General features: G+C 35.5%; 28 protein-coding genes, 1 tRNA gene and 1 riboswitch. Of the genes, 16 read left to right on the top strand and 13 right to left on the bottom strand.

Annotation, left to right across the window (positions count from 1 at the left end; all coding sequences use genetic code 11):
• Nucleotides 1-53 precede the first annotated feature (53 nt).
• Nucleotides 54-1,502: a 6-phospho-beta-glucosidase gene (locus QM512_RS09415; RefSeq protein WP_282805421.1), complete on the bottom strand. Its 1,449-nt coding sequence runs from the start codon at nucleotides 1,500-1,502 to the stop codon at nucleotides 54-56.
• A 199-nt stretch (nucleotides 1,503-1,701) separates the two neighbouring features.
• Here QM512_RS09415 and QM512_RS09420 point away from each other — a divergent pair, with 199 nt between their 5' ends.
• The 3 genes from QM512_RS09420 (at nucleotide 1,702) to QM512_RS09430 (ending at nucleotide 4,347) form a co-directional block, all read left to right on the top strand.
• Nucleotides 1,702-2,199, top strand: coding sequence for a PTS cellobiose transporter subunit IIA (locus tag QM512_RS09420; RefSeq protein WP_282805422.1), 498 nt, complete (start codon nucleotides 1,702-1,704; stop codon nucleotides 2,197-2,199).
• Between the two features lie 22 nt (nucleotides 2,200-2,221).
• Nucleotides 2,222-3,574, top strand: a complete 1,353-nt coding sequence (gene celB / locus QM512_RS09425; protein ID WP_282805423.1) for a PTS cellobiose transporter subunit IIC — start codon at nucleotides 2,222-2,224, stop codon at nucleotides 3,572-3,574.
• A 74-nt stretch (nucleotides 3,575-3,648) separates the two neighbouring features.
• On the top strand, nucleotides 3,649-4,347 hold the full coding sequence (locus QM512_RS09430) for a GntR family transcriptional regulator (protein ID WP_282805424.1): 699 nt from the start codon (nucleotides 3,649-3,651) through the stop codon (nucleotides 4,345-4,347).
• Between the two features lie 58 nt (nucleotides 4,348-4,405).
• On the opposite strand, the gene QM512_RS09435 is transcribed toward QM512_RS09430, so the two are convergent.
• The 10 genes from QM512_RS09435 to QM512_RS09480 all read right to left on the bottom strand — a co-directional run bounded on the left by QM512_RS09435 (nucleotide 4,406) and on the right by QM512_RS09480 (nucleotide 13,638).
• Entirely contained in the window at nucleotides 4,406-5,797 is a 1,392-nt protein-coding gene (locus tag QM512_RS09435) for an IS3 family transposase (protein ID WP_282804951.1), read from the bottom strand.
• 68 nt (nucleotides 5,798-5,865) lie between these two features.
• The gene (locus QM512_RS09440; RefSeq protein WP_282805425.1) at nucleotides 5,866-6,273 is read right to left on the bottom strand and encodes a DUF3284 domain-containing protein; all 408 of its coding nucleotides are present in this window, start codon (nucleotides 6,271-6,273) and stop codon (nucleotides 5,866-5,868) included.
• A gap of 69 nt (nucleotides 6,274-6,342) precedes the next feature.
• A complete protein-coding gene (locus QM512_RS09445) occupies nucleotides 6,343-7,836 on the bottom strand; it encodes a glycoside hydrolase family 1 protein (RefSeq protein ID WP_282805426.1) in 1,494 nt (497 codons plus the stop codon).
• 66 nt (nucleotides 7,837-7,902) lie between these two features.
• A complete protein-coding gene (locus tag QM512_RS09450) occupies nucleotides 7,903-8,628 on the bottom strand; it encodes a GntR family transcriptional regulator (RefSeq protein ID WP_282805427.1) in 726 nt (241 codons plus the stop codon).
• Nucleotides 8,628-8,954, bottom strand: a complete 327-nt coding sequence (locus QM512_RS09455) for a PTS lactose/cellobiose transporter subunit IIA (RefSeq protein ID WP_003647909.1) — start codon at nucleotides 8,952-8,954, stop codon at nucleotides 8,628-8,630. Before QM512_RS09455 ends, QM512_RS09450 begins: the two co-directional genes overlap by 1 nt.
• An 88-nt stretch (nucleotides 8,955-9,042) precedes the next feature.
• A complete protein-coding gene (locus QM512_RS09460) occupies nucleotides 9,043-9,291 on the bottom strand; it encodes a hypothetical protein (protein ID WP_210145117.1) in 249 nt (82 codons plus the stop codon).
• A 5-nt stretch (nucleotides 9,292-9,296) separates the two neighbouring features.
• Nucleotides 9,297-9,620, bottom strand: a complete 324-nt coding sequence (locus QM512_RS09465) for a PTS sugar transporter subunit IIB (protein ID WP_282805428.1) — start codon at nucleotides 9,618-9,620, stop codon at nucleotides 9,297-9,299.
• A gap of 146 nt (nucleotides 9,621-9,766) precedes the next feature.
• Nucleotides 9,767-11,197 (bottom strand): PTS sugar transporter subunit IIC, encoded by a 1,431-nt coding sequence (locus QM512_RS09470; RefSeq protein WP_282805429.1) that lies wholly within the window; start codon nucleotides 11,195-11,197, stop codon nucleotides 9,767-9,769.
• Complete coding sequence (locus tag QM512_RS09475; RefSeq protein ID WP_282805430.1) at nucleotides 11,197-12,576, bottom strand: glycoside hydrolase family 1 protein; 1,380 nt, start codon at nucleotides 12,574-12,576, stop codon at nucleotides 11,197-11,199. Before QM512_RS09475 ends, QM512_RS09470 begins: the two co-directional genes overlap by 1 nt.
• A gap of 201 nt (nucleotides 12,577-12,777) precedes the next feature.
• Nucleotides 12,778-13,638 (bottom strand): ROK family protein, encoded by an 861-nt coding sequence (locus tag QM512_RS09480; protein ID WP_282805431.1) that lies wholly within the window; start codon nucleotides 13,636-13,638, stop codon nucleotides 12,778-12,780.
• Nucleotides 13,639-13,784: 146 nt separating this feature from the next.
• Here QM512_RS09480 and QM512_RS09485 point away from each other — a divergent pair, with 146 nt between their 5' ends.
• On the top strand, nucleotides 13,785-14,447 hold the full coding sequence (locus QM512_RS09485) for a CPBP family intramembrane glutamic endopeptidase (protein ID WP_282805432.1): 663 nt from the start codon (nucleotides 13,785-13,787) through the stop codon (nucleotides 14,445-14,447).
• A gap of 41 nt (nucleotides 14,448-14,488) precedes the next feature.
• Here the strand turns inward: QM512_RS09485 and QM512_RS09490 are convergent.
• Together QM512_RS09490 and QM512_RS09495 are read right to left on the bottom strand one after the other, a co-directional pair.
• Nucleotides 14,489-14,559 (bottom strand) — tRNA-Gly (locus QM512_RS09490).
• Nucleotides 14,560-14,586: 27 nt separating this feature from the next.
• Entirely contained in the window at nucleotides 14,587-15,198 is a 612-nt protein-coding gene (locus tag QM512_RS09495) for an SOS response-associated peptidase family protein (RefSeq protein ID WP_282805433.1), read from the bottom strand.
• A 139-nt stretch (nucleotides 15,199-15,337) separates the two neighbouring features.
• Here QM512_RS09495 and trpS point away from each other — a divergent pair, with 139 nt between their 5' ends.
• The 12 genes from trpS (at nucleotide 15,338) to QM512_RS09555 (ending at nucleotide 26,855) form a co-directional block, all read left to right on the top strand.
• Nucleotides 15,338-16,366 carry a tryptophan--tRNA ligase gene (gene trpS / locus QM512_RS09500; protein ID WP_282805434.1) on the top strand — a complete coding sequence of 343 codons (1,029 nt, stop codon included), beginning with the start codon at nucleotides 15,338-15,340 and terminating at the stop codon, nucleotides 16,364-16,366.
• Nucleotides 16,367-16,385: 19 nt separating this feature from the next.
• Entirely contained in the window at nucleotides 16,386-16,874 is a 489-nt protein-coding gene (locus tag QM512_RS09505) for a deoxycytidylate deaminase (RefSeq protein WP_003649538.1), read from the top strand.
• Nucleotides 16,864-17,451 (top strand): TPM domain-containing protein, encoded by a 588-nt coding sequence (locus QM512_RS09510; RefSeq protein WP_282805435.1) that lies wholly within the window; start codon nucleotides 16,864-16,866, stop codon nucleotides 17,449-17,451. Before QM512_RS09505 ends, QM512_RS09510 begins: the two co-directional genes overlap by 11 nt.
• Before the next feature lie 57 nt (nucleotides 17,452-17,508).
• A riboswitch (M-box (ykoK) riboswitch) is annotated at nucleotides 17,509-17,680 on the top strand.
• An 80-nt stretch (nucleotides 17,681-17,760) separates the two neighbouring features.
• Nucleotides 17,761-18,792, top strand: a complete 1,032-nt coding sequence (locus QM512_RS09515) for a P-type ATPase (RefSeq protein ID WP_282805436.1) — start codon at nucleotides 17,761-17,763, stop codon at nucleotides 18,790-18,792.
• Between the two features lie 99 nt (nucleotides 18,793-18,891).
• Nucleotides 18,892-20,868 (top strand): methionine--tRNA ligase, encoded by a 1,977-nt coding sequence (metG, locus tag QM512_RS09520; RefSeq protein ID WP_282805437.1) that lies wholly within the window; start codon nucleotides 18,892-18,894, stop codon nucleotides 20,866-20,868.
• On the top strand, nucleotides 20,868-21,641 hold the full coding sequence (locus tag QM512_RS09525) for a TatD family hydrolase (RefSeq protein WP_282805438.1): 774 nt from the start codon (nucleotides 20,868-20,870) through the stop codon (nucleotides 21,639-21,641). Before metG ends, QM512_RS09525 begins: the two co-directional genes overlap by 1 nt.
• Nucleotides 21,625-22,188 carry a ribonuclease M5 gene (gene rnmV, locus QM512_RS09530; RefSeq protein WP_282805439.1) on the top strand — a complete coding sequence of 188 codons (564 nt, stop codon included), beginning with the start codon at nucleotides 21,625-21,627 and terminating at the stop codon, nucleotides 22,186-22,188. The genes QM512_RS09525 and rnmV overlap by 17 nt, the downstream gene beginning before the upstream one ends.
• Complete coding sequence (gene rsmA, locus QM512_RS09535; protein WP_282805440.1) at nucleotides 22,178-23,068, top strand: 16S rRNA (adenine(1518)-N(6)/adenine(1519)-N(6))-dimethyltransferase RsmA; 891 nt, start codon at nucleotides 22,178-22,180, stop codon at nucleotides 23,066-23,068. Before rnmV ends, rsmA begins: the two co-directional genes overlap by 11 nt.
• A gap of 75 nt (nucleotides 23,069-23,143) precedes the next feature.
• Nucleotides 23,144-23,383, top strand: coding sequence for a Veg family protein (locus QM512_RS09540; RefSeq protein WP_003647898.1), 240 nt, complete (start codon nucleotides 23,144-23,146; stop codon nucleotides 23,381-23,383).
• A 121-nt stretch (nucleotides 23,384-23,504) separates the two neighbouring features.
• Complete coding sequence (gene purR, locus QM512_RS09545) at nucleotides 23,505-24,341, top strand: pur operon repressor (RefSeq protein WP_282805441.1); 837 nt, start codon at nucleotides 23,505-23,507, stop codon at nucleotides 24,339-24,341.
• Between the two features lie 47 nt (nucleotides 24,342-24,388).
• Nucleotides 24,389-25,774, top strand: coding sequence for a bifunctional UDP-N-acetylglucosamine diphosphorylase/glucosamine-1-phosphate N-acetyltransferase GlmU (glmU, locus tag QM512_RS09550; protein ID WP_282805442.1), 1,386 nt, complete (start codon nucleotides 24,389-24,391; stop codon nucleotides 25,772-25,774).
• 109 nt (nucleotides 25,775-25,883) lie between these two features.
• On the top strand, nucleotides 25,884-26,855 hold the full coding sequence (locus QM512_RS09555) for a ribose-phosphate diphosphokinase (RefSeq protein WP_282805443.1): 972 nt from the start codon (nucleotides 25,884-25,886) through the stop codon (nucleotides 26,853-26,855).
• Nucleotides 26,856-26,862: the final 7 nt, after the last annotated feature.

Genomic DNA, 26,862 nt, shown 5'->3' on the forward strand with positions numbered 1-26,862 from the left:
TTTGAAAGAAAAAAATAGGATTTAGTATACTTGCTAAATCCTATTTTAAATTACTAATCTAAGTCTTTACCGTTAGATTCGATAACTTTCTTATACCAGTTAAATGAATCCTTCTTTGAACGTTCTAGTGTTCCTTCACCCTTATCATTCTTGTCAACATAGATGAAGCCGTAGCGTTTGTCCATTTGACCAGTTCCAGCTGAAACTAAATCAATACAACCCCAAGGAAGATAACCCATCAAGTCAACACCGTCTAAAACAACAGCCTTTTCCATTTGTTCAATGTGTTTTCTTAGGTAGTCAATTCTGTATGGATCATGAACTGAACCGTCAGCTTCGCGCTTATCGTAAGCACCAAGACCATTTTCAACGATAAATAATGGCTTGTGGTAGCGGTCAGTTAAGTGGTTAAGAGAAATTCTTAAACCTTCTGGATCAATTTCCCAGCCCCAATCACTACGTTCTAGAGTTGGATTTTCAACAATGGCTTCTTGCAAGTCGGTTAATTCGTCAGGCTTAACTTTCTTACTTGAAACAGTAGTTGATTGATAGTATGAAAAGCCTACGTAGTCAACAGTACCTTCTTTTAAGGCAATCTTATCTTCTTCGGTAATGTCTGGACGGTAGCCATTTCTTTCAATGTAGTCTTCAACTGCGTTTGGATATTCACCATTAACGTGAACGTCAGAGAAAAAGTCGCGTCTTTGTTCAAATTTGTCAGCAAGTAAGACATCGTCTGAAGATGGAGTTAAAGGACGAACAGGTGAGTAGTTAATCATACAACCAATTTGGAAGTCTGGATTAATCTTGTGTCCTTCTTTAACTGCTAAAGCAGAAGCAACTAATTCATAGTGAGCAGCTTGATACATTGCTGCTTCTTTCTCCTTATCGCCCATGCCATTTTTGAACAAAATACCAGAGTTAGTAGCCATTAAAAAGTCGTTATTGAAGCTGGATTGATTATCGATTTCATTAAATGTCATCCAGTACTTAACCTTGTTCTTGTAGCGCTTGAAACATACGCGAGCAAAACGTACGAAGTAGTCAATTAATTTACGGTTAGTAAAGCCGCCATATTCTTTAACTAAGTGATATGGAATTTCGAAGTGAGAAAGAGTGATTACAGGTTCGATTCCATACTTGTGGCATTCGTCAAATAAGTCATCATAGAATTTGAGTCCTGCTTCATTAGGTTCTTTTTCATCACCTTTAGGAAAAATTCTAGTCCAAGCAATTGATGTACGGAAAGCCTTAAAGCCCATTTCAGCCATTAATTTGATATCGCCTTTATAGTGGTGGTAAAAGTCAATTGCATCATGGTTAGGATAATTTTTACCAGGAAGTACGCCATCAGTAATTTCACGTGGTTTAGTAGCTGATCCTACTGTCATCACGTCGGCAACTGACATTCCTTTTCCGTCTTCATTCCAAGCACCTTCAAGTTGGTGAGCAGCAACTGCTCCACCCCATAAAAAGCCTTTAGGCATAGTATATCCAGTCATATTCAATACGTCCTTTCTAAAGTAAGCGTTTTCGAAGTTCATTCTACAAATTAAAAACTCAATTGTAAAGATTAAAAGTATAGAATTTTATTTTTTAGTAAGAAAATGGTTATTAATCTTGCAAACGGTTTCATTAAAGAGTATTATACAGGTGTTGTCTGAATTGTTCAGGAACAATATTGAAAGGGCAGATACAATAATGACTAAAAAAGATCAGAGTTTAGAACAAAAGAAACATGATATGAGTGTGAGATCTATAAATTTTAGCCGCTATTTAATGATTCGTTATTTTTCTGCGGCGTTCTTATTCACTAATCTATTTTGGTTAGTTTTTGCAGTTTGCTACAAAGATATTGTTGCTTCGATAATTTCGGGATTATTGTTTGTTTTATTATTAGTAGCTTCAGTAGAGCAGGTAAGCAAATGGAATGTTAGAAATACTGACTTGAAGTTTACGAAACTGTATTATCAGCTGCAGCTAGGTGCAAATGTAATCTTTGCTATAGGTTGCTATTTACCATTTGGAAAGATTCTATTTCCTTTTATGGCTACAAATGATGTCGCAAATGTAATTTTTACGATTCTAGTTGTTGGAATTTTAGGTTCTATTTTGATTTTAAGAAGAATTAGCAACATTCAAAATGGCCGCGACAAATATGCACGAGCAATTAAGACATTTGAAAGTAATAGACAGTAGGACAAATTGAGGGGGATGTACTATGTCTGACACTGCGCAACCATCATTTAAAGATAAAATGATGAAGATACTAGGCAAGTTCTCGGGTTCACGTTTTGTACGTGCAATTATGGGTGCTGGTTATTCCATTATTGCCTTTTCTATCATTGGATCAATGTTTTTGGTCCTAACAGTTTTGACTCAGGTTATTACTGCTAAAGGATTTGTAGATTTTTACAATAATACATTTGGACGTTTTAACAATATTTATACTGTTATTTACAACGCCACAATGGGTATTATTGCAATTTACTTTGCTGGATCATTTGCTTATAATTATGCAGATATTTATCGCAAAGAAGAAAACTTATTGCTTGATCCATTAAACGCTGTTTTCTTAACTTTAATGGGTTTATTCATTACCGTTCCACAATTAGTATGGAAGGGTGGCAACACTGTCTTCGTTAATATTTTAAAGAAGGATAATATTGTTGCTAGTGGTTATGGAGTTTCAGGCTCAGGACTAACTAGAGTTGGTGCGACTGGTATCTTTACAGGCTTAATCATTGCTTGGTTAACTGTTCAAATTTATCGTTTCTGTATTAAGCATAATTGGCGTATTAAGATGCCAGCATCTGTTCCATCAGGTGTTGCTAACTCATTTACTGCTTTAATTCCTGGTTTTGTTATTGCTATTGTTATTGCTGTAATTGATGTCATTTTAATCATTCTTGGGACAGATATTTTTCAATTATTATTTATTCCATTCTCATTTGTTTCAAACATTGCTAATACTTGGTGGGGAGTTTTGATTATTTTCTTCCTAATTCACTTCTTATGGTGGTTTGGTATCCACGGAGCTACTATTATTTCAAGTTTTTACCAAGCAATCGTTTTATCAAATATGGCTGCTAATGCTTCTGGTGCTCACTACGTATTTGCTGGTGAATTCTCAAATGCATTCGTAGTTATGGGAGGTTCTGGAGCTACTTTGGGTATGGCACTTTGGATGGCCTTTGCTTCTAGATCTAAGCAATTACGAGAACTTGGTAAACTTGAAGCTGTTCCTGCTATATTTAATATTAATGAACCTTTACTATTTGGTTTGCCAATTGTTTATAATATTAAATTATTTATTCCATTCTTAGCTGCTCCAATGGTATGTTCAATGACTGCTTACGCTGCAATTGCGACTAATTTAGTACCTAAGATTATCGTTCAACAACCATGGCCTATTCCTGTAGGACTTGGTGGTATGATGGCCACTGCTAGTTGGCAAGGTGCTGTTTTAGCCTTAGTCAATGTTGTCATTGCATTCTTAATTTGGTATCCATTCATTAAGCATTACGACAATGAATTGCTTAAGAAAGAACAAGCAGGTGCTACAAAAGCTTAATTAAAAGTATAGATTTTTAAAATCCTCGTAGTTTAAAATATAACTATGAGGATTTTTTATTTAAGGACACAATAATGAAGAAATATGAATTAGTTGCAGATAAAATAAAAAATTATATTACTGAGAAGCAACTTCATCATGGTGATAAATTGCCAACAATTACTGATTTGATGAAAGAATATCAAGTTGGAAAATCAACTATTTTGCAGGCAATTACATTACTTACTCAGCGCGGACTTGTTTATAAAGTCCAAGGTTCAGGAGTTTTCGTCCGTCCTACTGGACGAGATGGCTATATGTCACTAACTGATAATGCTGGTTTTGCCCATGTATTAAAAGACCCCACTACAGAAGTAATTGAGTTTTCTGAAAAGAGAGCTCCCAAGCCTTTAAGTGACTATCTTCATTCTGATGAAGTATGCTACTTTATTAAAAGATTGCGCAGGCAAGAGGGGAAGCCTTTTGTCTTAGAAGAGTCTTATTATCGTAAGAGTCTAATTCCCTTCATGAGTAAAGAAATTGCAGAAGGATCAATTTTTGACTATATAAGAGAGGGATTAAAGAAAGAGATTCGATTTTCTGACAAGTATATGCGTGTTAGAAAATTGACTGCTGATGAAGCAAAATATCTTGAATTAAAAGAGGGAGATCCCTGCTTAGAAGTTTATGATACTTTTTATCTAGCAAATGGAACTGCGTTTGATAGTTCTAAGCTGGTATATAATTATCAAAATTCTAGGTTCTATGATCAAAGTTCTGACGATATTATTTAATAAAATAGCCCTAATCTCAATTTGTAGTGACCCACAAAAATTGGACACTTTATTAATATTATGCAACTAAGGATTGATTTCGATATTGAATCGGAGTCAGTCCTTTTAGTTTACTCTTTGTCCTTTCGTAATTATAGAAATGAATATAATCTTTAATCGATTGTTCCAATTCATTCAGATTGGCATAGTTTGATTCTTTGCCATAAAACATCTCTCTTTTAAGTATGCCAAAGAAGCCTTCCATAAGCCCATCGTCTGGAGAACAGCCTTTCCTAGACATGCTTTGTTCAATGCCACGTCTTGCAAGTTCATATTGATAAGTCTTATGTTGATATTGCCAGCCACGATCTGAATGAAATACTAATCCATTCAATGAACCATTAGCTTTAAATGCATCATCAAGCATAGTCATTACCTGCTGTAAGTTGGGACTACGAGAGATATTATAAGCGACAATATCTCTCCCACAGCCATCGATAATAGGCGATAGATAAAGCTTTTGTCCTCTTAAGTTGAATTCAGTAATATCTGTGTACCATTTCATATTTGGCCTAACGGCAAAGAAGTTGCGTTTAATTAAGTTAGGTTTAATTCTTCCTTCAATTTCACCCTCAAAGCTGTTGTAGCGTCTTCTACGTTTCATACGATATCCAATCAAATTAAGTTTACGCATTAAACGATAGACTGTTTTTCGATTGATTATAAAGCCTTCACTATGTAAGTGATCAGTTATTGTTCGATAACCTGGAGCAGTGTATCTAGCTTTAAGTTCAAAGAATATTTCTTTAATTCGTTTAATTAGACCGTGGTGCTTTATCTCATCTTGATCTTCGCGCTTTAAAATATCGTAATAATTGCTTCTGGATAAGCTAGGTAAAGCATTATTCGGATCATTTAAAATCGACAAGATAGTTTTAACACCCAACCCAAGTTCTAGCCTTAATTCTCTAACAGCTTGTGCTATTTCTGTTTTGGTTGGTTTTTTCTCTTTTGAACCAAGGCATCCAATTTTTTTATAAATGCGTTCTCGACAGTAAGCTTTAAATTCTGGCGACGCAATTCTTCGTTTTCTTTCTTCAATTTCTCTAGTTCTTTGTTCACAGGTTCGTCGTCCCTTCCTCTTAATAACGACATTATACCCGTTTTCTTTATAAGAGCGAATCCAATTAATAAGCATGCCTTGACTTTTCAAGCCCAATTCTAAAGATACAGAGTAAGCAGTCTCATGATTGACTAAAACCCGATTGATAGCTTCTAGCTTAAATTGGGCTGAATAATAAGTATAGGGCTTATCTAATATATCTATTCCATGCCTATGAATGAGTGAAACTAAGTACTTAATACTAACTGATCCTATTCCATACTTTTTACTTAAATATGTCGATCTTTTATTTTCAATCGTCCATTCTTTATAAATATTCAATTTATCTTTTTTAGTTAATTTAGACATAGTAAAACCCCCGAAATCCGTGTCCGAATTTCGGGGGTCACTACAATTGTTGAGACTAGGACTATTTTTTATTTTGCGTAAGCTAATACATTTCTTTTCATTTGCTTTAGTTGCTTTTTAGCACCTTGTTTTAATTGCCAATTGTAAAACCAAGTGCCGATATTAGAATGTCTCTTTTCGTCATAGCTTAAAACATCTTCGTTAAAGGTTATTTTGCAGCCTTGATCATTATCTTCTAAATAGTAAGCAATCTTAACGTCTAGTTTAGGAGATTTAAAAACTGAGACGTATTTCTTACCAAATTCATATTCAGTAATGTCTGCTTTTACATTACGTTGCTGATAGCTGGTTCCTGCAGCAATTTTAATAGGTAAGTCATTTCCACGAGCCTTTTTAATGGCCTGAGTAAGTTGCATATCGAGATAATTAAAGAAGTCCTTTGCTTTAAAACTAGCTTGATCTGTTATTGTAATCATTTTATTCATCTTTCTATAGTTGTTTTGTAAAAAAATAGAGCCTAGAAAGTGCTAGGTTCTATTTTCTTTTTAGTCTAAATCTTTACCATGGGAGGCAATGACTTTCTTGTACCAGTCAAATGAGTCCTTAGGATATCTCTTAAGTGAGCCATTACCTTTATCATCGCGGTCTACATAAACAAATCCGTAGCGCTTCTTCATTTCACCAGTTCCGTTTGAAACTAGATCGATTGCTGACCACATTGTGTAGCCCATTAATGGAATCCCATCTTCGTTAACTGCTTCTTCCATTGATTTAATTTGAGCACGAAGGTAGTTAATGCGATAATCATCGTGAATCTTGTAATCTTCAGTCAATTCATCGCCCCAACCAAGACCGTTTTCAACAATAAACAATGGCTTGTGGTATCTGTCCCAAAGGTCATTTAAGGCAATTCTTAAGACATCAGGGTCTGTTGCCCAGCCCCAGGCGTTATAGTCAAGGTAAGGATTTTTAACGCCACCTGCTGACATATTACCGTTTGCTTTAGCATCAGCTTCATGAGTTGTTAAGACATTAGATGTGTAGCAAGAAAAACTTAAGAAATCTGCTGGATATTTTTTAATTAATTCGTAGTCTTCTGGAGTATCTTCTAGTTTAATGCCATCTCGTTCATATTGTTTTAAGCGATATTCAGGATAACGTCCACCAGTTTGAACGTCAGAATAGAAAAGCATTTCTTGTTTAGCTTTCATGACTAAAAGCTGATCTGCAGGGTCTGATGTATATGGATAGTAAGCAGAGTAGGCAAGCATTTGACCAACTTGGTTGTTTTTATCAATCTCATGAGCGAGTTTAACAACCTTGCTGCTAGCTACAAATTGATTGTGAGCTCCTTGAGCACGGTTTTGCTCACTTCCATCAATTAAGCCCCCACCCATATAAGGAGCCATATCCATGGCATTAATTTCATTAAAAGTAAGCCAGTACTTAACCTTACCTTTATAGTGGTTCATGACGATATCTGCGTAGTGAACGAAAATATCGATCATTTTCCTATCTTTCCAGCCACCAAAACGATTGACTAAAGATAGAGGAGTCTCATAGTGTGAAAGGGTAACAAGTGGTTCGATGCCATACTTAGCACATTCATCAAAAACCTTATCGTAGAAGTCTAATCCTTCTTCATTCGGTTCTTCATCGTCTCCATTTGGTAAAATGCGTGACCAATTTAGAGATAAACGGAACATATTAAAGCCCATGTCGGCCATATATTTAATATCTTCTTTGTAATGATGATAGAAATCTGTTCCTTCATGACTAGGGTAGTAGTAATCATCTAAAAGAGCTGGCTTTGCGCCCTCAGGTAATTTGAACTCGTTACCCCAAGCCATAGCAGTAGTACCAGTTTTACCATCTGGCATTTTCCAGGTAACTTTTCTTGGCTCAGTAGCAGAGCCATTAGTTAAGACATCAATGGCGTTTAATCCCTTGCCACCTTCATCATAACCGCCTTCATATTGGTTAGCGGCACTAGCGCCACCCCAGTAAAAATCCTTTGGCATTGAGTAGGTTTTAGTCATTATTTTTCCTTTCTTTATCTGTTTAAATTTATAAAAAAAGTTCTAGAATTGCTCTAGAACTTTTACTTAAAAGCTGTTTGTTTCTAAAACGACGTAATTTCGTTCATCGTAGCGATTGCGACTGGTTGAATATTCAACTGGTTGACCATTGTTTAACCATACGATTTGTTCAAGCTCTAAAATTGGGTCATCTTTTTTAGCATCAAGGTATTTTTGATCCCAATCATCTGCCTTAGTAGCCTTAATCTTACGATATGCAACGCCAAATTTAAGTTTTAAGTTTTGGTGAAGATAATTATAGATTGAATTGTGTAAGATAACTTCGTTTAAGTTAGGAACTAAGTTGACAGGCATAAAGGTATGTTCTAGAATCAGTGGCTTTCCTTCAAGTCGTCTTAAGCGACGAATATTATAAACAGGATCACTAGACTTTAATTTTAAGTAATGTTGAACATCTTCATTAGGAAATTCAACATTGAACTCAATAATGTCGCTGGTAACTTCATCTGATCCAAGTAAGTTAGCTAAGCCACTAAAGGCATTAGCTGGTGAATCAAATTTATCTTGAATTGGGACTGGCCCTAATACAAAAGTACCTAACCCTGATTCTTTATAAACAAGGCCTTTTCTTTGTAGTCCATCTAAGGCTTTTTTTACAGTCAAACGGCTTACGTGTAATTCGTCTGCAAGTGTTTTTTGGTCAGGAAGGGGAGCCTGAGTTTTGTAGACTCCATCTTCAATTCTTTTTTGTAGAATTCGAGCAACTTTTAAGTATTTTGCTTCCGCAGCCATTATTTTTCAGCCATTTTTTTGTAAACAGCTACTACTTCTTTAGCTAAATCAATAAAAGTAATAGCTGTCATTAAGTGGTCTTGAGCGTGAACCATGTAAAGGTCAACTTTTACGTGGTTACCTTGTGCTTCTTGAGTTAGCATATCAGTTTGAACATTGTGAGCATTTACTAAGCCTTCATTTGCTTGTTTAATAAATTCGTCAGCCTTGTCAAAATCGCCTTTTTTAGCAGCTTGAATTGCTTGCATAGCAGCAGCTTTTGCATTACCTGCTTGCATAATAATTCCCATTACAACTTGCATGTTATCGCTATTTTCTTGTGCCATAATTTAATTCTCCTAGATAGTATTTTTAAAATAAAAGATGCTCCTGACAATATTTTATTTTACTATGTCAGCAAGCATCTCCCATAAATTATTTTTGTTTTAATTCTTGAATTCCTTGATCAATTGCGGCATCGCAATCAATTGGTAGTTGCAACATCATTTTTCCATCTAGTTCAAGACCCTTAGGAACCTGAATCACACCTGGGAAATGATAGCCATGATGGGCTTTAGTTTCATTATCTACATAGATAGAAACTTGCCCATCTGCACTAACTCCAATTTTAAAGTGATGTCCATCGCGATCGAATTCATTAACAATTTTTACTTCGTCATTCATTTTGACTATTTGTCGCCCATTAATTCTTGAGCAGTTTCAAGAACATGTTCACCATTCATCATACCGTAGTCTTGCATGTTGATAACTGCTAATGGGATGCCTGCTGCATCAGTAATCTTCTTAACACTGTCTTCCATGTATTGAACTTGAGGTCCAAGCATCAATACATCTGGGTGTTCCTTATCAATTTCATCTTGAATACCTGATGCTGCAGTAGCAAAGATTTTGTAATCCTTACCTTTTTCTTTAGCTGCGTTTTGCATCTTTGATACTAATAATGAAGTTGACATACCTGCTGAACAAGCAAGCATAATAGTTTTGTCTGCCATAATAATTATCTCCTTTGTAAATACAATTAAGTGTTTTTCAGTGTTTGAGTGTTGATCTATAAATTAAATGTATGCACTTTCATCATTGAAAGCATTTACATTATAGCACTATTTTAATGATAAGTGTTAATTAATAACTGAAAAAATTATTTACCTTCAGCTTCGTCTTTCTTAAGAGCTGCATTTTCACGTTTAACAAGGATGTTGTCATACTTCTTAGCAAATGGCCAGTAGATTAAAGTTGAAATCACCAAAGTACATGCTTGCCAAATTGCCATCTTCCAGCCACCAATTAGGAAACCTGAGATAACAGCAGGCATTGTCCATGGACAAGCAAAACCGTTAAGAGGGGGAACAATACCGGTTTTAATTACAAAGTAAGTTGAAATTGCGACTACAACTGGAGTTAAGAAGAATGGAATTGCTAAGAATGGGTTCATAACAATAGGTAAACCAAATAGGAATGGTTCGTTAATGTTAAAGATACCAGGAACTAATTCAACTTTACCAATTGAACGTAATTGTGCTGATTTAGCAGCAATTAAGATAAAGATAATTAAACCAATGGTAATACCTGAACCAGTTAAGTTAATAAAGTTGTTGTAGAATTCGTTAGTAACAACGTGTGCACCATTAGCAATAGTTAATTTACCAGCCTTAAATAATTGTGCGTTATCAAATGAGTTTGCTTGAAGCATAGGACCAGCAAGAGAACCAACGATTAAACCACCGTGAACACCAAAGAACCAGAAGAATGGTACTAAGAATCCAATTGCAATGGCACCACCAAGTGAGTCAGAAATGCCTTGAAGTGGAATTTGAAGAGTTTTATAAGTCCATTGCAAGAAGTCTGAGCCAGTAGTTAATTTGAAGCCTGCGTAAATAAGCATTGAGCCCATTAAAATAATTCCTGAGGGAATCATAGCAGTAAATTGGTTAGAAACAGCTGCCGGGACTTGTTCAGGTAACTTAATAGTCCAACCTTTTCTCATAATTGCTGAATAAATCCAGCCAACTAATAACCCAATGATAATTGCGGCGATCATTCCGTCTCCACCTAGCCAAGTAATGTTAAATACACCTGCAACTGGAGATTCTAGGAATGTCTGTAAAGCATGTGGTAACTTATCAATATTTTCAGTTACAGCTTTAGCGCTCATTCCGCCATCAATACCATTAGCCATAGCGTTCTTCAATGGACTATCAATAGTTAAAGTTTGAAGCATTAAGAACGCAGCGCATGAAGTTAAACCTGGTGCTAATGGTTCGTATCCTTCATTTTTGACATAAATATAAGCAATACCAACTGATGCCCATAGAGCCATGACGTTAAAAGTTGTTGTATAGGCTTGGTTAAAGAAAGCCCCCCAACCGGAAGCATTAATTGCATTAGCTACAGCTGGAATAGGAATATTTCCTAAAATTAGGAAGATAGATCCGATAAGGATAAATGGTAAAGTATAAATCATACCATTTTGTAAGGCTTGAATTGCTTTTGTGTTAACAAATTTCATTACTGGGGGCAAGATATGTTTGTTAACAAACACACTAAAGCCCGATTGTTTTTGATCATTCATTATAATTCGTCTCCATTATTCTTTAAAACTTTTTGGAACCAATAAAATGATTTCTTTGGGATACGCTTTAGATCTTTTAAATCGTGATTTGAACGGTTAACGTAAACAGCACCATAACGCTTTTCCATATCGGCGTGTGAACTTGGAATGTCAATTAATCCCCAGCCAAGGTAGCCAAGAACTTTGGCACCATCTAAGAACATTGCATCTTTCATTGCTTTGATATGTTCTTCATGGTAAGCAATTCTCTCATCATCTTCGATCATATGCTCACCGTCCCAAGTTTCTTTTAAGCCGATTCCGTTTTCAATTGGGAAAACTGGGATCTTGTAATGGTTGTACATTGTCGTAATGGCGTTTCTAAAACCAAGTGGATCAATCGTCCAGCCCCAATCATTAGTCTTGAGATATTTGTTTTCAACACCGCCATAATTCATGTAACGGTTAGGTGCTGCATCTTTTGGAATTTTATCGGCGGAGAGAGTCCAAGAAGAGTAATAACTGAAAGCTAGGAAGTCAGCTTTTGCTTTTTTCATTTCTTCTTTGTCTTCATCAGTAATATCCCAGTTAATATGATGATCTTTTGCATACTGCATAACTTCTGGCGAGTAACCACGTCCAGTATCTGCATCATAAATATTAAAGTTCAAAAATTCTTGAACTTGCTTAGCAGCCCAAACGTCAGTAGCCTTTGAAGTTTCTGGATAAATTTGTTGGTAAGCTAGCATGCCGCCAATTTTTACATCATCATATTTTTCATGAATATAATTAGCTAAACGAATGTGGCTAATCATTGTATGGTGAAAGATTGTGTACATATCGTCTAAAGATTTATCGCCTTTTTCATAGCCAGAAATATTAAATACTTCATCTTGGAAGTAGAGATTATGCTCATTAAAAACAATCCAGTATTTAACACGATCTGAAAAATGATCAATCATCTTTTTACCAAATCTGACAAAGGCATCGACAACATGTCTTGACATAAAGCCGTTATATTCTTTAGCTAAATGTAGTGGCATGTCGAAGTGATAAAGACAAATCATTGGTTCAATACCACGTTTAAGCATGGCGTCAACTAGTTTGTCATAAAACTCAATTCCTTTGGGATTAAATTCCCCGTCTCCTTCAGGACAAACTCGAGACCAAGAAATTTGAATACGATACATATTCATATTCATTTCTTTCATTAGGTCTAAATCTTCTTCGTAGCGATGATACTCATCAATTGCGGTGTGCCAATCTGTTGTGTTTTCAGTAGCAGGTCGTACATCATAAACTGATAAGCCTTTACCATCTTCATTCCAGGCACCTTCAGTTTGCATACTTGAAACTGAATTGCCCCAGAAGAAGTCTTTAGGCATTTTTTTCTTATTCATAATATTCCCTCTTTGCAATCGCTTTCATGTTTTACATATATAAATATAAACTTATTTTCAGCAAAAGTAAAGCACTTTCATTTAAAAATATATACTTTTCTTAAATTAGATAACAAAAAAGGACTGAGAGCGTATTCTCAGTCCTTTTTGTGATGCTTTCAAACACATTTATTTAATAATAAAAAAGTGTCTATATAAAATTTAATGCTCTTTTTCAAAATCTGCAACAGCTCCACGCAAATTTGCTTCATTTTTTAATGTGCAGATATCTAAATTAGGTTTAATTGTCGCAATTCCTAAATTATTTCGTATCTTATCTACGGCATCGCTAAGAAGTGGAACTAATTCTGGATTTTGAGAAATTCCGCCGCCAATGATAATTTTTTCTGGATCAAAGCTGTGTTGAATATTATAAATTGCGGTAGCAAGAGCATGAATTAATTTGCCACGTTCTTCTTGTGCAACTAAGTCGTCAGTGTCAGCAAGTTCAAATACTGTCTTACCATCAAAATCTTTACCAGTTTTTTCATTGTAACGTTTAGCCATTGAAACTGGGGAGGCTAAGGCGCTAAGTTGTTGACCATCAATAATCATAAAGCCAAATTCCCCGCCATAAAGATGAGCACCGTGCCAAATCTGGTTATTAATGATGATACTACCGCCAACTCCGGTTCCAATAACTAAGAAGGCCATGCTGCTGCACCCTTTAGCAGATCCGTCAACAAGTTCAGCTAGAGCGGCACAATTTGCATCATTTTCAATACTTACTGGCAAGCCAAATTTCTTTTCTAACTCAGGTACAATTTTAAAGTTATGGATATAAGGAAGGGCACTGGCGCCTTCGATTACTCCAGTCTTTTTATTAACAGCCCCAGGAGATGAGATGGCAACTCCATCAATCTTATTTTTTGCTTTGATTTCGTTTACAGCATCAGTTAATTCTTCATAGAAATTATCTAAATTATCAGGTGTATCAATCGTAAAGACCATTTTTAGTTTTTGGTTTATCCAAGTAGCGATCTTGATTGTTGTACCGCCAATATCAATTGCAATTAAGTTCATAATAAATGTTTCCTCTCTTGTTTTTCTTCACTTTCATGCTAATTATAAATGAAAGCGTTGTCAATAAGTATATATTTTTAATGAACTATAAATAACGTTAAGTGCTTTGTTATAATAAATGCAATTGATATAAAGGGGAAGAAGCCATGAATACGCCATCATCAAGGCAGGGAAATTTAACTAGATATGCTGTTTATTTGGTTCTTTATTTAATAGTAATTGGAGTAAAGAAATTAACATTATTGAGTGACCGAGTAAATAAGATTGGATACTTTTTCTTTCTGATCTTTGCGCTTTTTACCTTATATTTCTATATCAGACAATTTAATCGCGAACAGCGTTTTTTTGAAAAAAAGCCAAGTATGCCACTTTTAGCAGATTACGGATTTATTGTGGGAGTTTCGATCTTAGTGATTCTAGGAAGAATTTTCATTTCATATTTGCAGGCTAAGGGAACAGTTCCGTTGATGAATTTTCAAGTAATTTATCAAAAGGGTGAGTGCAATCTCTTATTTTGGTTTTATATTTTTTCAATCGGAATATTGATACCGGCAATGCAAGTGTATTTAACTACCGGTTTTTTCTTTAATTATGGTTTTAGAGCCCAAAATATGACTAGCGGAATAGTTGGGATAATTTGCTCAGGCTTTTTCTTCGGAATTCTCAATTTTCAAACATCATTTACCTTGTTTATTATTAACAGTCTTTACGGGATGCTTCTTGCTTGGTCGTATCTATATTCACAGCGAATAATGATGCCGATTTACCTAGCAATTTTAAATGGAATTTTTATGGTTATCTTGGCATAACAAAAAGGAGGAACAAAAAAGTTCCTCCTTTTTTAGTTATAAGCGGATAGCGTGAATCGAACCCGCATCTTCAGCTTGGGAAGCTGACATTTTACCATTAAACTATACCCGCATAAGCAAAATGATTATATCATTTTTGCTAACGATGTGGCAACTGGTGTCGATCTAAATTATATTCTGAGCGATCAAGCAGAGAAGTGAAATTTTGAAATAGCCAGCGGCGCAATTCAGATGGCTTTAGAACAAGTGGCATCCGTTCATGAACAGGAAGTACAGTGCTATTAGAAGTAGTTGTTACCATTGAAAAGTCATCGCCTTGATAGATACCGGCAATTAAGGCCATTGGTTCATCTTTAGCTGTAAAAGATGAATGTTCATGATAAGTTTTATTGTTTGATGCTAGATAGGTTTGCTTGCTGCTTTCCCAGAATTCATTGGCTAGAATAATGCAGCGCTGCCGAGCAAAGGATGCGTCCCACATTGATGGTTTTTCTTCATAAAATCTTTCTACGCGTGCATTATAGATGACGCGATTTTTTTGAAAAGGACTTGGATAGCCCCATTTCTTTTCGACCAGTTTTAATTCATCTTCGCTATACAGCATGACTAGAGATGAAGATTTAGGATAAATTTGACTAACATTAGAAAATTTATCTTCAATATTTTTAGGAACTACTAATGGCAGTTTCAAGTCACTAATTAAGTAAGTTTTTATCTCCTTAAGAGAAGGCATTTCATAGTGACTGCACATAATTGATTTCTCCTTTCTGTTATGATTATTGATTGTTCTTGTAAGTTAATTTTAGCAACTTTTAAGTAAGTTTAAACAAATAAGGATTTTTGCTAGAATTGGAAGTAAAGTTAAAGATTAACAAATATTGGAGAAAATTATGACAAAAGAAATTTTATTAACTGGGGACAGACCAACTGGTAAGCTTCACATTGGTCACTATATCGGTTCTTTAAAAAACCGGGTTAAGTTGCAAAATGAAGGTAAATACGAACCATATATTATGATTGCTGATACTCAAGCGCTAACTGATAACGCAAGAGATCCTGAAAAAATTAAAAATAGTTTGATTCAAGTTGCTTTAGATTACTTAGCTGTTGGACTAGATCCTGAAAAATCTACTATTTATGTTCAATCGCAAATTCCTGCTCTTTTTGAGTTAACTGCATACTACATGGATTTAGTAACAGTTGCCCGTCTAGAGAGAAACCCAACTGTTAAGACTGAAATTAAGCAGAAGAATTTTAAGGATTCAATTCCAGTTGGATTTTTAAATTATCCAGTTTCTCAAGCAGCAGATATCACTGCTTTCAAGGCAACTGTAGTTCCAGTTGGGGACGACCAAGAACCAATGCTTGAACAAACTCGTGAAATCGTCCGTACTTTTAATAGAGTTTATGACACTGATATCTTAGTTGAGCCAAAGGGCTACTTCCCACCAAAAGGTCAAGGAAGACTCCCCGGCTTAGATGGAAATGCGAAGATGTCCAAGTCATTAGGAAATGCGATCTATTTGTCTGATGATGCAAAAACAGTTCAAAAGAAAGTTATGTCAATGTATACTGATCCAAATCACATTCACGTAGAAGATCCGGGTCAAGTTGAAGGCAATACTGTATTTACCTATCTTGATGTCTTTGCACCAGACAAGGATAAGGTTGCTGAACTTAAGGCACAATACCAAAAGGGCGGCTTAGGTGACGTTAAGATCAAACGCTACTTAAACAAGGTACTTGAAGAAGAACTTGGACCAATTAGAGAACGACGTGAAAAATTTGCCCAAGATCCAGATGCAGTCTACGAAATGCTCTTAGAAGGATCAAAGAAGGCTAATGAAGTTGCCAACCAAACTTTACAAGAAGTTAGAGAAGCAATTGGTTTAAATTATTTTGATAGATTGAATAAATAATTTAAAGAAGGTAAGGATAATGACAAGAGACAGGATTCCGTGGAAGCAATATTTTATGATGCAGGCCTTGGTTATTGCACAACGTTCTACCTGTGATCGTGCCCTAGTGGGTAGTGTCTTAGTTAAGGATGATCGCATGATTGCGACTGGCTATAATGGTAGCGTTTCGGGCCAGCCTCACTGCGATGACGTTGGTCACTTGATGGTTGATGGACACTGCGTTAGAACAATTCATTCTGAAATGAATGCTCTAATTCAATGTGCTAAAAATGGTATTTCGACTGAAGGTACTGAAATTTACGTTACTTATTTTCCTTGCTTTAATTGCAGCAAGTGTTTAGTACAGGCTGGTATTAAAAAGATAAACTATTATTACGATTATCATGACAATCCTTTAGCCTTGAAACTATTGCGTGAAAAGGGCGTAGCAATTGAACAAGTAACGCTTGATCATAAATATGTTCAGAGCTTAGCAGATAGATTAGAGAAGGCTGATAATGAAAAATAAGTTTATTGCAGTATTTTCATTGTTGGCTAGTTTATTAATGTTAACAGCTAGTACAAGTTCATTTGTTAGCGATCCACAAGGCCTATTTGATAATCAAACTAAAGAATTGGTTAATCAAAAAAATAAGAGTTATCAAGAAACTAAAACTAAACCAGAAATTCGTCTTCTAAGTTTAAAAAAGAGTAGCGATTTAAATCGAATTAGGCCTCTGAAAAATCAAATAATCATTGCAGCTGCATTGCAAGACAAAAAGAAAAATGTCCAAATTATTGTTGGTCAAAACTATCAAAATGTTTTGTCCCAAAGTAAATGTAGCAATATTATTCGCTATGCAGGCAATAAATTGAGAAGTAGTAAGCCAGAAACCTTTAATTCTGGTATTCGCTTAGTCTTTAATGCGTGTGCTACTTTAGTTGCGCAAAAAGACAAGCTGTCATATGATAAAAATTCGCTAACGCAAGATGAGCTACAAAAAATAGACCATCCGCAAAGCATAAATTTGGTTTGGGGCTTAGTAATTGCTGCTTTAATTAGTTTTGGGTTAGTCCTCTTTAAAAGCGTTCGCAAAACGAGATAGGACTTGACTAATTGTTAGTTAGCCGTTAAAGTATCAATAGAAATTAAATATTTAGAGCAAATAAACTGTTAGGTGAGACTCCTACGTGAACACATGCTGTCGCCCAGCAACATCCAGAGATGCCAACGGGTCAAACAGGGATCGTCGATATAAGGCCCTCCCCAGCCAGCTAGTTATATTTAATAACCTTACGTCACGTAGTGTTAAAACTGAACGACGAGTATAAAAATCGCTTGGATTTGAGCCGATGCAGTTTTTGCATCGGCCTTTTTTGTTTGTTTGCTAGGTTCTTAAGAAAGGATGTTGAAAATGTTAAAAATCAACACTTCCGGCACAAGACATACTACAGACACCAAGCTGGTGCGCCGGATTGCACGCGAAGATAAGTTTGCAACGCTGCAACGATTAAAAACCTCAATTAGTGGCCTACCAAGTAAAGATGCGAGGCAACGCTTAGAAAAAAATGGCCCTAATGAAATTGCAAGTAAACAAAAAAACACAAGGTTACAATTTTTATGCGAAGCCTTTATGACTCCATTTACAATTGTGCTTTTGTGTTTGGCTGTTTTATCTATTTTAATTAATTATGGCTTAAATATAAGCAAGCAACATAGTTTAAATACTGCACTTTTGATCATCTTAGTTTTAGTTATTTCAGGAATTTTAAGTTTTGTTCAAAACATTAAGATTAGAACAGCAATTCAAAATCTTCTTCATAGTATATCTCCTACTACAAAAGTTATGCGCGATTGTATGCCACAAGAATTAGCAACTAAGGATTTAGTTAACGGAGACATTATTTTGCTTCAAGCTGGTGAAGTAGTTCCAGCTGATGTGAGACTTTTGAAGAGTAACAACATTACTTGTTCAGCTACTTTCTTTACAAATGAGGGTAGCCCTATTCAAAAGAGTGAGATTAATTCTCTAAGTCAAAGAGAGACAAATAATTATTTAAACTATTCAAACATTTTGTATGCTGGTACAACAATTATTTCTGGTTCTGGCGTTGGCGTTGTTTTTGCAACTGGACAAAGAACCGTTTTTGGAAAACTAGCTCAAAATATTTCTAAAATGGAATTAAAGAAGCATGTCTTTAATTTTGATACTAAAAATTTAACTAGAGTCTTTATTGCTTTAGCTGCAATTATTGTTCCTTTGTTTTTGGTGATTAATGGAGCAGTTCACGGTAATTGGGCTAATGCCTTAACTTTTGCTTTAGCAGTGGTTGTTGGAATAACTTCTGATGCTGTACCAGTTTCTATCACAAGTAACTTACTGAAAAGATCATTGCACAATCCGAGTAGCAATCTGATGATGAAGAAACAAAATCAATCTAACTAGGAATTTCTAGAAAAAGAAATTCCTTTTTTAGTACACAAAATTATGGCGACATGCTATGTTATACTAGCAGTTAAAAGACTTATGAGAGGAAGAATAAAGATGGCTGAAAAGAAAACTTTCTATATTACTACACCTATTTACTATCCATCTGGAAAATTAACTATCGGTAATGCTTATACTACGATTGCTGCTGATACAATGACTCGCTACAAAAAATCTCGCGGTTTTGATACCTTCTTTTTAACAGGTACTGATGAACACGGTTTGAAGATTGAACAAAAAGCTGAAGCACAAGGTATTAAGCCACAAGAATTTGTAGATAAAATGGCAGCTTCTTACAAAGATTTGTGGAAGATGCTAGATGTTTCTTATGATCGCTTCATTAGAACAACTGACGAAGATCATGTTAAGGCTGTGCAAAAGATTTTTGAAAAATTGTTAAAACAAGGAGATATTTACTTAGGTGAATATACTGGCTGGTATTCAGTTGAAGATGAAGAATACTTTACTGAATCACAACTTGCCGAAGTATATAAAGATGATGATGGTAATGTTATTGGCGGAAAAGCTCCTTCAGGCCATGAGGTACGTTTAGTTAAGGAACCATCATACTTCTTTAGAATGAGTAAGTATGCTGATCGCTTGCTTCAATATTATAAAGATCATCCAGACTTTATCTTGCCGCATTCTCGTGAAAAAGAAATGGTAAATAACTTTATCAAGCCAGGTTTAGAAGACTTGTCCGTAACGCGTACAACAGTTGACTGGGGCATTCCTGTACCTAGTGATCCTAAGCATGTTGTATATGTTTGGATTGATGCACTTTCTAACTATATTACAGCTTTAGGTTATGATTCAGACGATGATTCATTATTTAAGAAATATTGGCCAGCTGATGTTCATTTAGTAGGTAAAGAAATTGTTCGTTTCCACACTATTTACTGGCCGATTATGTTGATGGCTCTTGACTTGCCACTTCCTAAGCAAATTTTTGGCCATGGCTGGGTCTTAATGAAAGACGGCAAAATGTCTAAGTCTAAAGGTAATGCCGTTTATCCAGAAATGATTGTTAAACGTTATGGATTAGACGCTCTTCGTTACTACTTGATGCGTGCAATTCCATTTGGTTCAGATGGGATCTTTACTCCTGAAGACTTTGTTGAAAGAGTTAACTTTGATTTAGCTAATGACTTGGGTAACTTGCTAAATAGAACTGTTTCAATGATTAACCAATACCAAGATGGTCAAGTTGCACCAGTTGCAGCAGAACAAGATGAATTTGCTCAAGACTTAATTAAGACAGCTCAAGAAACAATTGCTGAATATCAAAAGCAAATGGATGCTCTCCACTTCTCTCAAGCTTTAGACAGTGTTTGGAAGCTTATTTCTCGTGCAAATAAATATATTGATGAGACAACTCCTTGGACTTTGAATAAAGAAAGCAAGAGTGAAGAATTATCTAAAGTAATGTCTAATTTAGCTGAAAGTCTTCGTTTAGTTGCTATTTTAATTGCGCCAGTAATGACTCAAAGTCCAGTTAAGATGTTTGAACAACTTGGTCTTGACTGGAATAATGAGGAACAAAAGAAACTTGAATTTGGTGGTTTTGACTGGAATGTTAAGGTAACTGAAAAACCAACTCCAATCTTCCCAAGACTTAAGAATGATGTTGAAGTTAAATACATTAAGGAAGAAATGAAGAAGGCAAAGCCAAAGAAGAAGACTAGAAGCCAGCAAAAAGAAGAAAAGCATATCACCATTGATGACTTTGACAAGGTTAAGATTCAAGTTGGTCAAATTTTATCAGTAGAACCAGTAAAGGGTTCAAGCAAGCTTTTGATGTTTAAGCTAGACTTTGGCGATGGAAATGAGCGTCAAATTTTGAGTGGCATTCGTAAGTTCTATCCAGATGCAAGTGAACTTTTAGATAAAAAGGTGTTAGCGGTAACTAACTTGAAGCCACGTAAAATGTTAGGCCATGAAAGCCAAGGAATGCTTCTATCAAGTGAGAAAGATGGTCAAGTTAAATTAGCTATCGTAGGCGATGAACATGAAGTTGGAGCTGAACTAGGCTAATGGAAATTTTTGATTCGCATACACACTTAAATGATGTTCCGTTTAGAGGAAAAGAAGAAATTTACCTTGATCGGGCAAGAGAATTAGGTGTGGTAAAAAGTGCGGTTGCTGGACAAGATCCAGAATTTAATGAACGCGCAGTTGATCTAAGTCAACGCTTTGATAACTTATATGCTATTGTTGGCTATTGTCCAGATGTAGCTAAGGACTATGATCAAAAAGCAGAAGATAAGCTTGTCGAGCAGTTAAAAAAAGCTAAAACTGTTGCTTTAGGAGAGATTGGACTAGATTATTATTGGGATGAATCTCCAAGAGACGTTCAAAGAAAAGTTTTTGCAAAGCAACTTGATTTGGCTAATAGTTTAAAAATGCCAGTAAACATTCATACTCGAGATGCTTTTGAAGATACTTATCAGGTTTTAAAGGATAGTAAAGTTGGAGAATATGGTGGAATAATTCATAACTTTAATGGCGATCCGGATTGGCTTAAAAAGTTTCTTGACTTGGGGATGATGGTGTCATTTTCTGGCGTTGTTTCTTTTACTAAAGCAGTTGATGTTCATGCTTCAGCCAAAGTTGTTCCTTGGGATAAATTTTTAATTGAAACGGATGCGCCATATTTAACTCCAAAACCATATCGCGGAAAGCAAAATGAAACTGGATATGTACGCTATGTTGCAGAAGCAATCGCTAAATTACGGGACACATCCGTTGAAGAAGTAGCAAAGCATACGTTTGAAAATACGATGAGGGCATATGGAATCAAACAATAAGAAGCAATTTAATGCTGTAGTAGTTGTTGAAGGCCGAGACGATACTAAGCGACTAAAGCAGTTTTTTCCAGGAATCGAAACTATTGAAACTAATGGTTCAGAAGTGTCGGAACAAACTCTATCTGAAATACAGAAACTTTCAAAAACACGAGAGATAATTATTTTTACTGATCCAGATTACAATGGCGAAAGAATTAGAAGATTAGTGAGCCAAGCAGCTCCAAGTGCAAAACAAGCATTTATCACTCGTAAAGAAGGAGAGCCAACTAGAAGAGGTAATAGTCTCGGAGTTGAACATGCTTCAAAAGAAGCATTAGTACGCGCTTTAAGCGATTTGCATGAAATTCAACCAATAAAAAGCGATATTACCAAAGAAAAATATAATGACTTAGGATTAGCTGTTAGCCCAGAAGCTCGCCTCTTGCGTGAAAAGGTAGGAATTAAGCTTGGAATTGGTTATGGAAATAGTAAACAATTCTTTAAACGTTTAAAAATGTTTGGAATCACTTATGAAGAATTAAAGAGGGCAGTTAAAGATGTCAAATAGTATGCCGATTGCTAGTCCAGTGCGGACTCAAGCGATTGTTAATCGCTACTTTATGCATGCGAAAAAGAATTTAGGACAAAATTTTTTAGTAGATTTAGCAGCAATTAAGGGAATTGTTGAAGCCGCTGAAATTCAGCCAGGCGATCAAGTTATTGAAATTGGACCAGGAATTGGTTCATTAACTGAGCAGCTTCTTTTAGCGGGCGCCAAGGTTTTAGCTTATGAAGTTGATCAAGATTTGCCTGAAATTTTGAAAAACGAATTACCACAAAAAATTGATGGCGAAGAATTAAAAGATCGATTCAAATTAGTCATGAAAGACGTGTTAAAAGCAGATTTTACAGCAGATAATGATGGATTTCTTGATCTGAATAAGTCAGTTAAGATTGTTGCTAACTTGCCTTACTACATCACAACGCCGATCATTTTCAATTTAATTAAAAGTGATTTAGATTTCAGTAGCTTAACTTTAATGATGCAAAAAGAAGTTGCTGAGCGCTTAGTAGCTAGTCCTAAGACTAAAGAATATGGTCCTTTAACTATTGCTGTTCAAAGCAGAATGAATGTAAAACTGGCAGAAGAAGTTAAAAGTACTTCTTTTATGCCACGTCCTAAGGTAGATTCTGCAGTTGTTGTTTTAACGCCACTTACTGAAAAACCAGATATTAAAGACTACTCTTTCTTTGATCATGTCGTAAAAATGTGTTTTGCTCAGCGACGTAAAACACTTGCTAACAACTTAAAGTCTTTAATTAAAGATAAAGATGAACGCGAAAAAGTAATTAATGATTTAGGGCTTGATGTACGAGTTCGTCCGGAAGAATTAACGCTAAATCAATTTGTGGAGTTAGCGCATCTTTTAAAAGATCAGCAGGCATAAAACGTTTACAAATTGCAGACTTGAAAAAATATTAATTTTTTGATAAAATAAGGCCAAGCAAAGGAGTGACGTCCAGTGCCAACAACACTAATGGCAATTAAACATAATTTGGATTCTCATTTGGGTGAAAGCTTGGTAGTAGTAGCTCAAGCAGGAAGAAAGAAAGTAACACGCCGTAAAGGTAGGTTAACTAAGACTTATCGTGCAGTATTTGTTGTTGATCTTGATCAAGATCAAAATAACTTTGAACGAGTATCTTACAGTTACACGGATTTATTAACCAAGAACATTGAGCTTGAGTTTGATGAAATGTAAATAACAATAGAATAAGATTACGAACAATCACTAGTATTTTACGTAAAATGCTAGTGATTTTTCTTTAGGTAGAGTATATTTAAATTTAGAAATTTAATTTAGTGTTTAGGAAGGTAAAAGCATGAAACGTTCAGAAAGATTAGTTGATATGGTTAAGTATCTTTTAGCTCGCCCTCATACTTTGATTGCATTACCATTTTTTGCAGATCGCTATGGTGCAGCTAAATCTTCAATTTCAGAAGACTTAGCAATTTTACGTCAAACTTTAGCTAACGATCAAAACGGAATTTTGGAAACTGTAGCAGGGGCTGCCGGAGGAGTTAGATATATCCCATTTGTAGGCAAAAAAGAAGCAACTGACTATCTTCATGATTTAGCAGACCGTATCGAAGATCCTGATCGTATTTTACCCGGTAACTTTGTTTACTTATCAGATATTTTGGGTTCACCACAAGACTTGCAAAAAATTGGTCAATTGATTGCAACTAAATATGCTTATAGCAATGTTGACTATGTTATGACAATTGAGACTAAAGGAATAGCTATTGCCCAAGCAGTTAGTCGCTTTTTAAACGTCCCATTCGTAATGGTGAGAAGAAGACCAAAGATTACTGAAGGATCAACGATCTCTGTTAATTATGTCGCTTCTTCAAGTGAACGAGTTGAAAAAATGGAATTAGCTAAACGCTTACTCCCAGAAGGAAGCAATGTATTAATTGTGGATGACTTCATGAAGGGCGGCGGAACTTTAACTGGGATGGAAGAGCTAGTTAAAGAATTTAAAGGAACAGTTGCTGGAATGTGCGTTCTTTGTGAAACAAAGTATGCTTCTCAAAAAGTAGTAGATGATTATCAATCTTTGATTAAGATTACAGAAGTTGATAGAACTAAAAAGCTAATCAAAGTAAGACCAGGGAATTTCTTAGAGCAGACAGACTTCAATCGCTTTCCAAAATGATATACTGATAGGTGTTTAAATATAAAAATTGAAGGGATATAAAACTAATGAATAAGTATGTTGTTATCTTAGCAGCTGGAAAAGGTACCCGCATGAAGTCCCAACTTTACAAGGTGTTACACAAGGTTTGCGGTAAAACTATGGTAGAACATGTGGTAGATGCGGCTAAAGGAACTAATCCAGATAAAATTATTACTGTAGTTGGAAATGGTGCAGCTAGCGTTAAAGATGTTTTGGCGGGTCAATCAGAATTTGCTTTTCAAGAAAAGCAATTAGGTACTGGAGACGCCGTTATGGCAGCTAGCGCTTTGTTAGAAAACTTAGATGGTTCAACTTTAGTTGCTACTGGTGATACTCCTTTATTTACTGCTGAAACTTTTAACAACTTATTTAAAAAGCATGAAGAAAGTGGAAACAGCGCAACTGTTTTAACTGCGAAAGCTCCAAATCCATTTGGCTATGGTCGTATTATTCGTGATGAAGATGGTAATGTTTTAAGAATCGTTGAACAAAAAGATGGTACACCAGAAGAGTTAGCAGTAGATGAGATTAATACTGGTGTCTTTTGTTTCGATAATAAGGAATTATTCAAGGCTTTGAAGCAAGTTGGCAATGACAACGCTCAAGGCGAATATTACTTAACTGACGTTTTAGAAATTATGCGTAAGGCTGGTCAAAAAGTTGGTGCTTATGAAATGCCTGACTTCAGTGAAAGTTTAGGAGTTAATGATCGTATTGCACTTGCCCAAGCTACTAAAATTATGCAAAGAAGAATTAATGAAGAACACATGAGAAATGGTGTGTCATTCATTGATCCAGACACAGCATATATTGATAGTGATGTTAAAATCGGTAACGATACAGTTATTGAAGGAAACGTTGTTATTAAGGGCAAAACTGAGATTGGCAGTGACTGCTACATTACAAATAGCTCAAGAATTATCGATTCTAAGATTGGAAATCACGTAACTATTACTTCTTCAACTCTTCAAGAAGCCCAAATGGATGATAATACTGATATTGGACCTAACTCTCACCTTCGTCCAAAGGCTATTATTAGAAAAGGCGCTCATATTGGTAACTTTGTTGAAATTAAGAAGGCTGAAATTGGTGAAGATACTAAGGTAGGTCACTTAACTTACGTTGGGGATGCTACTTTAGGTAAAGATATTAATATTGGCTGCGGTACTATTTTCTCTAACTACGATGGTGTAAAGAAATTCCATACTAACGTTGGTGATCATTCATTTATTGGTGCCGGTGCTACTATCATTGCTCCAGTTAATATTGCCGATCATGCATTTGTTGCAGCTGATTCAACAATTACTAAAGATGTCGATCGCTATGACATGGCAATTGCCAGAGGAAGACAAACAAATAAGGCAGATTACTGGCATAAGTTACCGCTATCAAAAGATAAAGAGTGGGAATAAATTAAAAGAAGTTGTTAAATACAACTTCTTTTTTTGCTATTTGCAAGCGTAAGAGACGTTTTTTTGCTATTATTAAATATGGAATTGTAATTTTTCGGTGGAGGAAATTATGTCTCAATTAGACAAAGAAATTAAAATTTTTGCGCTCAACTCTAATAAGCCTTTAGCAGAAAAAATTGCTGACAAGGTAGGAGTTAAGCTTGGTAAGTCTGATGTTAAACGTTTCAGTGATGGCGAAATTCAAATTAACATCGATGAATCAGTTCGTGGTAAAGATGTTTACTTAGTACAATCAACTTCAGCTCCAGTAAATGATAATTTAATGGAATTGTTGATCATGATTGATGCTGTTAAGCGTGCTTCAGCTCGAAGCGTAAACTTAGTAATGCCTTACTACGGATATGCACGTCAAGATAGAAAGACTCGTGCTCGTGAACCAATTACAGCTAAGTTAGTTGCTGATATGCTACAAAAAGCTGGTGCTGATCGAGTTCTTTCGCTTGATTTACACGCCCCACAAATTCAAGGTTTTTTTGATATTCCAGTTGATAACTTGATGGGTGCGCCACTTCTTGCTGACTACTTCTTGAGTCATGATTTAGAAAAGGATGCTGTTGTAGTTTCACCTGACCATGGTGGTGTAACTAGAGCAAGAAAATTAGCAGAATTTCTTAAGACTCCAATTGCTATTGTTGACAAGCGTCGTCCAAAGGCTAATGTTGCCGAAGTTATGAACATTATTGGAGACGTAAAGGGCAAGCGTGCAATTATTATCGACGATATGATTGATACCGCTGGTACCATTACCTTAGCTTCTCAAGCCTTAATGGATGCTGGTGCAACTGAAGTTTATGCTTCTGCAACTCATGCTGTTTTATCTGGTCCTGCAATTGAGCGTTTGAACAATTCTCCAATTAAGAAGTTAATTTTAACGGACTCAATTAATCAACCTGAAGAAAAGGACTTATCTAAAGCTGAGATTGTTTCTGTTGGGCCTTTAATGGGAGAAGCAATTAGATTGATTCAAGAGCACAAGCCAGTTAGTCCACTGTTTAATACTCGTTTTCAATCACATAATTAATTGAATA

The sequence above is a fragment of the Lactobacillus isalae genome, assembly GCF_947539375.1.
GTDB lineage: Bacteria > Bacillota > Bacilli > Lactobacillales > Lactobacillaceae > Lactobacillus > Lactobacillus isalae.